Genomic DNA, 11,880 nt, shown 5'->3' on the forward strand with positions numbered 1-11,880 from the left:
TTGCAAACCCCGAGGGGCTCCACGCGAGGACAACGAAGAGGCTGGCGATGGATGCGGAGCGGCGAATCGTCATGGTCAGTACTTGAGCTTGGGTTGAAGGACGGGCGGCTCGGAAATCGGAGGATGTTCATCGCCTCCCCCGGCAGGATCTTGGAACGGCGTGGCGGTCGCGGCCGGCGCCTGGGCCGTCGTGTCGGGCGCGCCCACGGGTGAAGGCTGCCGCTCCGGCGGCTGCGCCGCGGGCGTCCTCGGGGCAGGCGGGTGCGCCTCGGGCTCGTGCCTCCGGCGCGCTGCGCGCTCCGCTTCACTTGGGTCCGCAGCCACGACGGGCGCAGCGCGCTCGACGGACGCCGCGGGCGTCACGCGCCCTGGCGTGCTCGCCGCGACGGCCACCGCGCCGCCCGCCGTGCTCTCGCCGCCCGCCGCCGCCGCGTCGCTCGCCGCCGCGTCGCCCGCCGCCGCGTCGCCCGCCGCGCTCGCGCCGCGCGTCGCCGCCGCGTCGTCCACCGCGCCCCGCGCCGCCGTACCCCGCGCCGCCGTCGCGCCTTCCACCGTCGCCCGCTCCCTCGCCCCGCACATCGCCGCGGCCCCGATCCCCGCCGCCAGCGCCAGCGCTGCCGCCGCCGTCGCCGCCCACCGCGCCTTCTCCGGCCGCGCCGCCGCCTCGCCACCCTTCACCGCCGCCCGGCTCGCCGGCCGGAGCGCCGACGGCAGCGCGCCCTTGTCGATCACCGCTGCGCCCGCCGCCGCGTCCGCCGCCCACGGGCTGCCGCTGCCGCTCTTCGCGCCTGCGCTCTGCGCCGCGACGCTCTTCGCCCCGCCCTTGTTCGCCATGGCGTGCCGCAGCCCCGCCGCCTCGGTCGGCTTTCCTTCGTGGTCGACGCGCACGCTCACGCTCGGCACCCTGGGCGGCGGCCCTTGCCTTGTCTTCTCCCAGGCGGCGTATTCCTCCCAGTACCGCTGCATCTCGTCGCGCAGTTCCGGCTCGACGTGGACCACCCCCGTCTGGAACGCCGGGTGTCTCACGGGCGGGATCGACCCAGGCGTCCCGCTCGCCGCGCCGGGGCTCGCGGGCGCGCCAGGGCTCACCGGCGCGTCCGCGCTCGCCGCCGCGCCCGCCTCGCGGCCTCCGCGCCCGTCCCGGTCCTCGTCCTTCACTGCGTCGCCTCCCATCCGTGCCGCCGATCCGTCACCGCGATCCATCGCCTCCGCGCGCGCCGATTCTCACCGTTCTCTCCTCGATCGACCGCCGCGCTCACAGCTCGTCCTCCCGCGGCGGCGGCTCGGTCAGCCCGGCCGCGCGCACCAGCTTGCCGAGCCGCACGATCGCGCGGTCGTGCACCCGGTACGCGCCCGGGTGCGGGATCCGGAGCGCGGCGCCGACCTCCTTGAGCGGCCTCCCGTCCACGTAGTGCATCGACAGCACCTCGGCCTCGCGCGGCGTCAGCCGCGCCAGGGAGCTCCGGAGCAGCGCGTGGGCCCGCTCGTGGACCTGGCGCCGCGACAGCGCCTCCTCCCCGGTCGCCGGCTTCGCCATGCCCACGGCCGTCGCGAAGACGCTCGCCGCGAGGCCATCGACGTGGTCGAGCAGCCGCTCCTCCGCCTTGCCGTCGGCGTCGGTCATCACGTCGCCCTGCCGCCGCCGCCGCGCGACGTACTCGTACCCGCCCCGCATGCACAGCGCGAGCACCCGGTCCTGCTCCTGCGCCTCCCGGAGGTAGCCGTCGAGCATCGCGCCCCGGATGCGGTACCGCGCGAAGCGCGGGAAGCTGTCGTTCTGCGCCGGGTCGTAGACGAGCGCCGCCTCGACGAGCCCCGTGCGGCCGAGCGATATCAGCTCGTCGAACGAGAGGTGCTTGCGAAGCCTCGGCGCCAGCCTGCGCGCCGCGCCGCTCACCTCGTGCAGCGCCGACGCCACGAGCGCCTGCTGCGCCGGCGTGAGCCGCTTCTCCTCCCCGGGCTCATCCATCCTCGCCCCCCGCCTTGCGCCGGGGCTCCCCCGCGCCGTCCCGGGTCTCCACGCCGCTCCCGAGCGGCGTCGCGTGAGGCCGCGCGCGCTCCAGCAGATCCCGCCCGACCTCGTCCTCCGTGAGCGCCTCGATGAGCAGCTCGCGCATGGCCTCGAGCAGCTCGCGCGGCGCTAGCCCGCGATACGGCGCGAGCGCCCGCTCGACGACCTCGTCGAGGAAAGGATCGGTCGCGCTTGGTTCGTCGTTCGCCATGTCCTCGCTCCTTGCTCGTCGCTCCGCGCTCACCTTCGAACCATCGCTCCGCGATCGCCCTCAGAAGCGGGGCGGCCCGCCGATCGGCCCCTTGGCGTCCTTGCCGCGCCGTGGCCTGGCCGGCTGCGTGCGCGCGGGGACGCGCCCGCCTGAGGGGACCACGCGCCCGCCCGAGGGCACCCCGTAGATATCTTCTTCGTCGTCGTAGACATCCTCCGACAGGTCGACCCGGCCGCGCGCCCCCGCGGATCGAGCCGGCCCCGCGCCCGGCCGCGCCGTCGTCCGCAGCGCGCCCGCCGGCGGCGGCGGGACGGCCGCCGGGGCCGCCCCCGGTCCCGCCGCCTCCCCAGCGACCTCCGCGCCCGCGGCGCGCCCGGACGCCGCGCTCCCGCGCGCTTCGCCCTCGGCCGTCGCGGGCCTGTCTTCCCCGGGGACTGCCTCCGCCGCCCCGCCTGCGGTGCCGCTCGCAGGCGCAGCCGCTGCGGTGGCGCTCGCGGGCGCCGCCGCGGCCCTGGTCGCGGGCGCCGCCGCCGCGGGCTCGGCGGCCCCGGAGCGCCCGCGATCCATGTGGATGTACAACGCGGTCGCGGCGCCGGAGATCGGGATGGCCAGCACCCCGGCCGCGATGCAGCGGCGCAGGAGCTGCGCTCGCCGCCGCCGGTCGGCGATGCGGTCCGTCGGCGGCGCGCCGGACGGCCGCGGGCTCGGTGCCTGACCGCCTGGCAACGATCGCACCGTCACGGGCCCGGGCGTGACAGCCATGGGCCAGCCAGGCTCGGTCGCCGGCGGCGCGTTCGGCGGCGCGTGCGCCGGCGGATCCGTGGCAGGGGCCGCCGCCCGCGCCGCTGCCGCAGCGCCTCGCTCACTGGCCTCACCTCCGCCGAGCTCGGCCGAGGCCGCCGCGCCGGTGAGGATCACCCGATCGTCCGTGGACACCGGCGCCGTGCTCAGCCGTTCAAGCGACCGCGGAACGTGGTGTTCCCGCCGGGCCCCCGGCGGTCCCGCGTCCTGACTGGCGAGCAGCCGGCCGGCGCGCACATCCGACAGGTAACGCTCCCGGAGCTCGCGGAGGGCGCTCGCCGCGGCGCCGGCGTGCCGGAAGCGCGCGTCCGGCTGCTTCGCCAGCCCGAGCTGGAACACCGGCCAGAAGTACGGCGGGATCGACGGCTCGACCTCGTGCAGCGGCACCGGCATCCGGAACATGTGCGCCGCCACGAGCTGCTTCTCGTCGGGCAGCCCCGAGAGACCCCGGCCCGTCGCGAACGCGTAGCGCCCGGCCAGGACCTCGTAGATGACGAGCATCATCGAGTAGACGTCGCTCGCCGGCGTGCACGGATCGCCGAAGCAGTCTTCCGGGGCCATGTACGCCACCGTGCCGAAGCGCTGGCCCGGCCGGGTGGTCAGCATGCCGTCGACATGGATCTTCGCGATGTTCAGGTCGAGCAGCTTCACCTCGCCGTCCCGGTCGAGGAACACGTTCTCCGGCTTCACGTCGCGGTGCACGATCCCGAGCTCGTGCGCCGCCGCGAGGCCGTCGGCGAGCTCGATGCCGACGTGGAGCCCCCGCGCCACCGGCAGCGGCGACTCCACCTGACAGATCCGGCGCAGCGACTGGCCCTCGAGCCGCTCCATGGCCAGCCACACCGTGCCGTCGGGCAGCGTGTCGGCGCTGTGCACGGTGACGATGTTCCTGTGCCGCAGCCGGCAGAGCGCGATGGCCTCCTTGCGAGCGCGCTCCCGCGCCTGGGCGGAGCTCGCGTGGCTCGCCAGCAGCAGCTTGAGCGCGACCCTCCGCTGCGTGAACTCGTGGACCGCCTCGTAAACGGCGCTAAGGCCGCCCGAGCCGATCAACCGGACGAGCCGGTGGCCCGCGACGACGCTGCCCAGCGGGTACGGAGCTAGCGGCGAGGGCGCCTCGACGTCATCGTCCCCTGCGCTGTCGTCCCCGTGGCTCATCCCATCCACCACCGTGTCAAGGCGGCCGCCACCATACCAAAGAAGGCCGCCGTCAATGCGATCATCAACCAGGCCAGCGCCGGCCCACGCGAGCGCGGAACGATCGCGCGGGCGTCCGGCGGGCGCTGGTCCGCCTCGGCGCAGCGCGGTCTCCGGCGCACCGGCGGAGAGGGCACGTCGATCACGACGGGCCGCGTGACGGCCGCCGGAGCGAGCGGCGCGGGCGGCAGCGGAGCCGTCGCGGTGGGGATGGGCGCCGCCTGAGGTGGCGGCCACGGTAGAGGCGAACCCGGGCGAAAGACTGCAGGAAGCGGGTGGGTGGCCAGCGGGGCCGTCGCGGTCTCGACGCGGCCGTGCGCCCCCGCGGCCGGATCGACGGCGGGCGTGCGCTCCTCCACGGGCGCGGTCGCGAGAAGGCGTTCGGTCGAGCTGCGGGCTGTCACGGCCATGTTCCTCGTCAGCGAGCGCGAGCGCGAGACCAGAGCGGAAGAGCGAGCTGCGGAGCGCGATGCCCTGCAGTGGTCGTCCACGCCGCTTTCGAGAGGCACTATCGAGTCGACGAGCAGGAAATCTCAGAAAAGAGCGCCGTCGCGGGACGCCGCTGGCGGCCGCGTTTCCGGGACCATGGCCGCGCTCCCGGAGACCGTGGCGGCGCTCCCGGATGCCGTGGCTGCGCTCCCGGAGACCGTGGCTGCGCTCCCGGATGCCGTGGCGGCGCTCCCGGATGCCGTGGCTGCGTCCTCGGGGCCGTGGCTTCCTGCCCTGAGGCCTTGCAGTGTTCTTGGATGCTCTGGGTTGTGCCCGCGGAGACCGGGCTGCGCGGAGAAGCTCGGAGACGTGGGGCCGGAGGTCGTGGCGAAGCTACGTCGGCGCGCCGGCCTGGGGCTGAGGCTGTGGCTCCGCCGGAGGGGCCTTGGGCTCCGCCGCGGGGGGCTGCGGACTGGTCACAGGGGCTGCTTCGGCGGGCTTTTCCGGCCTGCTCCGCCGCGGCGAGAAGTAACGGCCGAGCGAGATGGGGACGAGGCGCGGCACCGACGGATCGACCGCATGGCCGGCATCAAAGATGTCGATGATCATCTCCAAGAGAAGCAGGTTCGTCCCATCCCAGGTGTCAACCTCTGTCTGGTCGACGCTCGCGCTCGCCGTCACGGCGGCCGCGGCGTCACCCGCCTTGCGGATCTCGCCGGCGAGCGCTTCGATCGCGTCCAGCTTTGCGGCATCGAAGCGCGTCCCCTTGCGCCGCTGCGCGGCGGCGTCGGACCTGTCGGCGAGCGTCTCACGCCCCACCTTGACCAGCGCGGCGAGCGACGTGGCGAGCTTGCCGGCGTCTGGGGCGACGCCATAGGCGCCGTCGATCTTCTTCAGCAGCCTCGGGTCGCCGCCGCTCAACGTCCGGAGCGCGGTCGCGAGCTGCTCTCGCACGGCGCGCCCCCTGCGCCGTGCCGCCTCTGCCGCGGCCTCGCGCGCGGCCTTCGCGCTGCCGGCCTTGGTCACGCTCCCATCGCGCGCGGCCGCGAGGCGGCTGCCTTGGCGCGCGGCCCAGATCGCGATCCGCAAGAGATCGTCGGACAGCCCGAGCAGGGCGTCGCGCTGCGACTCCGTCGCTTTTTTCAGGAACGCATCCGCCTTGCCGTAGAGGCGCGCCGCGTCCCGATCGATGCGCGAGGTCGCGACCGCCCGGCCCTCGCGGACGAGGTCGGCCTTGTCGACGCCGCCCACGTAGGCGAGTACCTCCTCGACGGTGGCCTCGCCTCGCCGCTTCACGAGGTCGTCGAGGCTGTAGATCGCGTCCTCCTCGTCCTGCGTCTCGAGCGCGGGCGCCGCCGGCCGGACGTTGGGCCGCGCGGTCGTCGACCTTGTCCTCGCGGGCGCAATGCGAGACTTCCCCTTTGCTGCAACTCGTGTCTTGGGAGTGTCCTTTGCCATGGTCCAACACTACGAACCATGACATCCAGGGCGCAACGGCATGGCACGATGCTGACGTCGGCGGTGGGATCGGTCGACAAGTTCAAGGTTGGCGATGTCCCTTTCAAGACCGCCAAGGCACGCCTGGAGGCCTATGCCGATCTCGGCAGGACGCTCGATGCGGTGCGCACGTTCGAGTGTGACCTCTTCGCCAGCTCACTGGTGCCCATCATCATCGCGCACCGGCACGCCTCTATCAGTCGTGTACCGGGCGGCAAGGTGCTCGACATCGCCGGTCTAGCGGCGTTCGCGGCAGCTCGACCGAGCGGAGGCACCTAAGCTGCGGCCCTGGTTCGTTGCAGACGGACCGGCGCGGAGGTCGACCAGAACAGGGGCCTGCTGGAGCGCAGGCCCTGGAGCGGCGGATTAGGGACGCAACTTAGAAAACGGAGAACGAGGACCGTTCTTCCGGTCAGTGGCCGCCGCCGGTGCCCTTGATATCGAGCTGAGGACGGGAGGGGTCCGGCCAGTCGAGGTGGAAGAACTTGCCGCGCGGCTGATCCGTGCGCTCGTAGGTGTGGGCGCCGAAGTAGTCGCGCTGCGCCTGCAGGAGGTTCGCGGGCAGATGGGGCGCGCGGTAGCCGTCGTAGTACGACAGGGCCGACATGAACGCCGGCGCCCAGACGCCGTTCTGCGCGGCGATCGAGACCACCTTGCGCCAGTTGGCCTGACCCTTCTTGATCTGATCGTTGAAGTACGGATCGAGCAGGAGGTTCGTCAGGCCGGGATTGCGCGTGTACGCCTCCGTGATCTTCTGGAGGAACCGGGCGCGGATGATGCAGCCGCCGCGCCAGATGCTCGCGATCGTGCCGAAATCGAGCTTCCAGTTGTACTCCGCCTGGGCCGCCGCCATGAGCTGGAAGCCCTGGGCGTAAGCGCAGATCTTCGAGCAATACAGGGCGTCGCGGATCGCGGTGATCGTCCCCTGCCGGTCCTCGACCGGGGCCGGGGTCGGACCCGAGAGGTGCTTCGAGGCCTCGACGCGCTCGTCCTTCAGCGCCGAGAGGCAGCGCGCGAACACCGCCTCGGCGATGGCGTTCGCAGGGATGCCCATGTCGAGCGCGTTGCTGCTCGTCCACTTGCCCGTGCCCTTCTGCCCCGCCGTGTCGAGGACGAAATCAACAAAGGGCTTGTCCTTGTTGACAGGGTCCTTCTGCTGGAGGATGTCGGCGGTGATCTGGATGAGGTACGAGTCGAGATCGCCGCTGTTCCACTCGGAGAACACGCGCGACATCTCGTCCTTCGACATCCCGAGCAGCCCGTCGAGGAGCGTGTACGCCTCGCAGATGAGCTGCATGTCGATGTACTCGATCCCGTTGTGGACCATCTTCACGTAATGGCCCGCGCCGTTCGGCCCGATGTACGCCGTGCAGGGGACTCCGCCCTCCACCGGCTTGCCGGGGGCCGCGCCCTCGAGCGGCCTGCCGGTCGCGGGATCCACCTTGGCGGCGATCGCGCGCCAGATCGGCTCCAGGTGCTGCCACGACGCGGGGTCGCCGCCGGGCATCAGCGAGGGGCCGAAGCGCGCCCCGACCTCGCCGCCGGAGACGCCGGAGCCGAAGAACTTGCACTGCTTCGCGTACTCCTCCTCCCGCCGGATGGTGTCGGTCCAGAGCGAGTTGCCGAGATCGACGACGATATCGTCGGGCTCGATCCCCGCCTCGAGCAGCTGCTTGACCACCATGTCCACCGGCGGACCGGCCTTGACCAGGATCACCGCCTTGCGCGGCTTCTTCAGGGCGCGGACGAAGTCCTTCAGCGTCTCGCAGTAGACCAGGCCGCCGGGCGTGCTCGGGTTCCTCGCGACGAAGTCCTTCGCGACCTGCACCGTGCGGTTGTACACGGCCACCTTGAACCCGTGGTCGGCCATGTTGAGCGCGACGTTCTCGCCCATGACGGCCAGCCCGATCATGCCGATGTCGCAGCTGGATGTGGCATCATTCATCCCGGTTCTTCTCCTTCACACGTTGCTCATGCTCCGTCAGCGACCGCTGTCCTGTCTTGCGCAGATCGGCCGGCACAGCAAGGCATCTTCCTTCCCGCGCGCTGTCGATCTCACTGGGCTCACTGGGTCGGCTGGCAGCCACGGCCGCGCATTCTGAGCAGGCCGGCGGCGCGGCGTCCAGTGTGGAGCCGCGCTCGCGCCGTGGTACGCTCTCGCCGGTGCGACCGGGCCCGGCGCTCGTAGGTCTCCTGCTCCTCGTCGCAGCCTCGGCCCCGGCCTGCGTCCCCGCGACGTACAACGTCCGCGCGGCGCGCGCGTTCGCGAACGAGGACGCCCGCCGCGCGATCATCGACGACCGCACGGTCGAGCTGGAACGCGCGATCTCCCTGGCCGACGAGGTCCTCGGCCGCACCCCGTACTCCCCGGGGGACGCGTGGGTCGCCGCGCTCCGCCTCGACGAGGACGAGGGCGAGCGGCTGCGCGAGCGCTTCGAGGAGGCGCCCCCGTACGACGGCGAGCACGAGGTCCCGCTCGCCAAGCTCTACCGGGTGAAGATCGACGAGGCGCTCGCCCGCGCCAGCGGGCCTCGGCCGGCGCCGGCCGCGTTCGCGCGGCTCTTCGACGCGCTCGCCTCGCTCGCGGCGCCCGCGCCGGCCGCGTCAACCGAGGGCGCCGCGAGCACCGCGGGCGCCCTGCCGGTCGCGTGGGAGGCGCTCGCGGAGCACGCCAGGGCGCTCGCCGCCGAGGAGCGGACCGTCGCGCGGCTCTCGGCCGGGAGGCCGCTCGGCGCCCCGGACACGCCCGAGATCGCCGCCGCGCGGGGGAGGGCCGCCGCGCGGCGGCGGGCGCTCGCCGGAGCGCAGCGGGACATCGCGGGCGCGGCCGTCGCGCTGCGCGCCGCCAGCGCGGGGCAGGAGCCCGCCGCGACGATCGCGCGCGACGCCCTCCAGGCCGTGTCGTTCCTCCTGCGGATGCACATCGAGGCGCTCGCCGTGGCGCCCTACGTCGTGAAGCAGGCCCGGCGCGTCGCGCGGGGCGAGCCCGGCTACGCGGCCACCGTGGCGCGCGCCGAGGCGGCCTCCCGCGTCCTCGAGGAGCAGCGCGAGGCGCTCTCCGCCTGCGCCGAGGCGCTCTCCGTGCCGGCGCGGACGCCGCTCGAGGAAGCCGCGGGCTTCGAGATGCAGGAGAGCCTGCTCGTTCAGGGCAGGGCGATCAGCCTCGACGCCGTCCACCTCCGGCTGAACAGCGACGTGGAGCTGCTCTTCTTCCACCAGCTCGCGAGCCCGAACTCCTCCGGCGGCATCAACGATTACCGGGGCAGGACCAGGCGCCTCGCGTACGACGTCGACCCGGTGTTCATGGTCGGCGGCCGGGCCATGCTCACGTACGACTTCGAGCACGTGCGCAACGCCGCGCGCCTCAACGCCGGGTTCAAGACAGACCGGCTGTTCTCGTCGGGGGGCGACATCCAGTACGACAGCTCGCTCGGCAAGCTGATCGGGCTGAACGGCTTCGCGAGCGACGTCTTCGACATCGGCGCCGACCTCGTCGGCATCAGCACGAGCCTCAAGATCGCGCGGTTCACCTCCGGGAGCGTGGCCGAGATCGCCGTGGATCCGGCGTCCGGGCGGGACGCGGGCGTCGTGGCCAGCGCGCCATTTCAGCTCCTGGTCCGCCAGATCGACGTCGGCTTCGACGTCACCAAGCTCTTCCCGGAGGCCGCGGACGACCTCTATCTCGAGGAGCTGCTCGCCGGCTTCCGGTACATGGATTACAAGCTCCCGCGCATCTTCTATGCGCTCCGGGAGCAGGAGCCGGGCACGGGCGGACTCTACGTCTTCGAGCGGCAGAGCCCTGCTCAGAGCGTGACGTCGCGGTTCTACCAGGGCGGCTTCAGCCTGCGGATGGGCAACGGCGAGTGGCCGCGCCTGGCCCCGTTCGGCGATATCGGCCTGTACGGCGGCGCCGGTCCGGTGCGTTACGCCTTCTCGGACGACCCCACCGCGCCCGGCGCCGAGCGCGAGGTCGACGAGGCGACGATGATCGCGCTCTCGGGCAACCTGTCCCTCGGGCTCCGGCTCCGCCTGACCTCGAACCTGAGCCGCCTCCGCCTGCTCACCGAGCTTTCCTACAACCTCGAGGCGGTCGGCCAGGGGATCGTCTCCAGCATCCACGCGACGAGGCGCGGAGACGAGACGACATACACGATCGGCCGCAAGATCGATATCGGCGGGTTCGACCTGTTCCACGGGCCACGGCTGCTCGCGGTCCTCGTGCTCTGAGGGCGCCTTGCCGCCTCGCCGCGGGGCTGCGCTGCCGCCGCCCCGACCGCGCCCCGCAAGCAGGCTCCGACGCGCGGTGCAAGGGAAATCCATGACGGGACCTTCCCGATTCCCGCCGGGACCGTGCGTTTCTACCTTGAACCGCGGTCGAATGTAGTATCAATAAAAAACTACAGTTCCACGCGCCGAGCGGGATTGAGATAACGGATGAAAGGACAGCTCATGATCACGAAGACCACGATGGCGATGTTCGGGCTCGCGGCGTCTGGCCTGCTCGCGGGGTGCACGGAGACGCTCGACTCGCAGCAGCTCCGCACGCGGGGGATCTCGGCGACGCTGGAGGCGACGGCCGAGAGCGCGTCGTCGACGGACGTGAAGGCGACCCTCAAGGCCGGCGGCGACGAGAGCAACACCTATGTCGTCCTGAGCGCGGGCGACCGGATCGCGGCGAAGGCGGGCGACAAACAGGTCACGATGTCGGCCGAGAGCAGCGGGGAGTACCTGGCCCACTTCAATCTCGGCGAAGGAGGCACCGAGGTCCAGGTGCTGCTGGACCGGGAAGAGGACGACGACGCGCTGAACAACACCGGGACGCTCCCCGAGCCGTTCGACCTCGAGGCGCTGCCCGAGGAGCCGGTCTCGCGCGCCGAGGAGCTCACGATCACGTGGTCGCCGAGCGACTCCGGGGACGACATGGTGATCGACGTCGACGGCGACTGCATCTTCTCGAAGACGTTCGATGTGGGGGGCGACCCGGGGACGTACACCATCGACGCCGACGTGCTGGACGCGACCAACGACGAGAAGGCCGAGAGCTGCGATGTCGATGTCGTGGTCAGGCGCTCGCGCCCCGGCGACACGGATCCGAACCTGGACCCGGAGAGCTCGTTCGTGCTGACCCAGGTCCGGGGAAGCCGCTTCACCTCGGCGCCCTGATCCCCGGCCCCGAGCGCCGCCTGCGCGCGGCGCGCTCCCTCCCGGATCAGCGCCGGCACGGGCGCCGCTTCAGCCGAACAGCGCGGCGTAGTCGTCCTCGCGAAAGCCGACCAGCACCTTGCTCCCCTTCACCAGCACGGGCCGCTTGACGAGCTTCCCGTCCTCGGTGAGCCACCGCGCGACCTCCTCGTCGCTCGCGGCGTCGACGCGCGCCTTGCCGAGCGCGCGGTAGCTCTGCCCGCTCGTGTTCAGCCACCGGCGCACCGGGAGCCCGCTCGCCGGGACCCACCTGGCGAGCTCCTCGGCCGTCGGCGGCTCATCGACGATGGGCCGCACCGCGACGTCGACGCCGCGCTCGCCGAGCCACTTCAGGGCTTTCTTGCAGGTGCTGCAGCCGGCATAAGAGAGGATCTGAACCTTGCTCATGCCGGCCTTCTGCCCTCACCGCCGGGAGAGGGCAAGCCCCGGCGAGGGTGGTCGTCGAAGGTCGGGGAGGTGAAGAGAGAATGAACCACAGAGGCACAGAGGACACAGAGGACACAGAGGGAGAGAGAGAAAAATTCATCAATCTTTC

General features: G+C 72.4%; 11 protein-coding genes. 3 read left to right on the forward strand and 8 right to left on the reverse strand.

Annotation, left to right across the window (positions count from 1 at the left end; all coding sequences use genetic code 11):
- Positions 1-75 precede the first annotated feature (75 nt).
- From WME85_RS37025 to WME85_RS37050, 6 genes are all read right to left on the reverse strand, one after another.
- Positions 76-1,173 (reverse strand): hypothetical protein, encoded by a 1,098-nt coding sequence (locus tag WME85_RS37025; RefSeq protein WP_437827793.1) that lies wholly within the window; start codon positions 1,171-1,173, stop codon positions 76-78.
- Positions 1,174-1,255: 82 nt separating this feature from the next.
- Complete coding sequence (locus WME85_RS37030) at positions 1,256-1,969, reverse strand: sigma-70 family RNA polymerase sigma factor (protein ID WP_437827794.1); 714 nt, start codon at positions 1,967-1,969, stop codon at positions 1,256-1,258.
- Positions 1,962-2,222: a hypothetical protein gene (locus tag WME85_RS37035; protein ID WP_437827795.1), complete on the reverse strand. Its 261-nt coding sequence runs from the start codon at positions 2,220-2,222 to the stop codon at positions 1,962-1,964. The genes WME85_RS37030 and WME85_RS37035 overlap by 8 nt, the downstream gene beginning before the upstream one ends.
- A 60-nt stretch (positions 2,223-2,282) precedes the next feature.
- Positions 2,283-4,178: a serine/threonine-protein kinase gene (locus WME85_RS37040; RefSeq protein ID WP_437827796.1), complete on the reverse strand. Its 1,896-nt coding sequence runs from the start codon at positions 4,176-4,178 to the stop codon at positions 2,283-2,285.
- Positions 4,175-4,627 (reverse strand): hypothetical protein, encoded by a 453-nt coding sequence (locus tag WME85_RS37045; protein WP_437827797.1) that lies wholly within the window; start codon positions 4,625-4,627, stop codon positions 4,175-4,177. The genes WME85_RS37040 and WME85_RS37045 overlap by 4 nt, the downstream gene beginning before the upstream one ends.
- A 412-nt stretch (positions 4,628-5,039) precedes the next feature.
- The gene (locus WME85_RS37050; RefSeq protein ID WP_437827798.1) at positions 5,040-6,104 is read right to left on the reverse strand and encodes a hypothetical protein; all 1,065 of its coding nucleotides are present in this window, start codon (positions 6,102-6,104) and stop codon (positions 5,040-5,042) included.
- An 18-nt stretch (positions 6,105-6,122) separates the two neighbouring features.
- Between WME85_RS37050 and WME85_RS37055 the strand changes: the two genes are divergently transcribed.
- Entirely contained in the window at positions 6,123-6,422 is a 300-nt protein-coding gene (locus WME85_RS37055; RefSeq protein ID WP_437827799.1) for a hypothetical protein, read from the forward strand.
- A gap of 133 nt (positions 6,423-6,555) precedes the next feature.
- Here the strand turns inward: WME85_RS37055 and gndA are convergent, their stop codons facing one another.
- A complete protein-coding gene (gene gndA / locus WME85_RS37060) occupies positions 6,556-8,088 on the reverse strand; it encodes an NADP-dependent phosphogluconate dehydrogenase (protein ID WP_437827800.1) in 1,533 nt (510 codons plus the stop codon).
- A gap of 218 nt (positions 8,089-8,306) precedes the next feature.
- Between gndA and WME85_RS37065 the strand changes: the two genes are divergently transcribed.
- Entirely contained in the window at positions 8,307-10,370 is a 2,064-nt protein-coding gene (locus WME85_RS37065; RefSeq protein ID WP_437827801.1) for a hypothetical protein, read from the forward strand.
- Between the two features lie 222 nt (positions 10,371-10,592).
- On the forward strand, positions 10,593-11,306 hold the full coding sequence (locus tag WME85_RS37070; protein WP_437827802.1) for a hypothetical protein: 714 nt from the start codon (positions 10,593-10,595) through the stop codon (positions 11,304-11,306).
- Between the two features lie 69 nt (positions 11,307-11,375).
- On the opposite strand, the gene WME85_RS37075 is transcribed toward WME85_RS37070, so the two are convergent.
- Positions 11,376-11,732, reverse strand: a complete 357-nt coding sequence (locus WME85_RS37075) for an arsenate reductase family protein (protein WP_437500983.1) — start codon at positions 11,730-11,732, stop codon at positions 11,376-11,378.
- Positions 11,733-11,880 lie beyond the last annotated feature (148 nt).

Source organism: Sorangium sp. So ce1153, assembly GCF_051521595.1.
Taxonomy (GTDB): domain Bacteria; phylum Myxococcota_A; class Polyangia; order Polyangiales; family Polyangiaceae; genus Sorangium.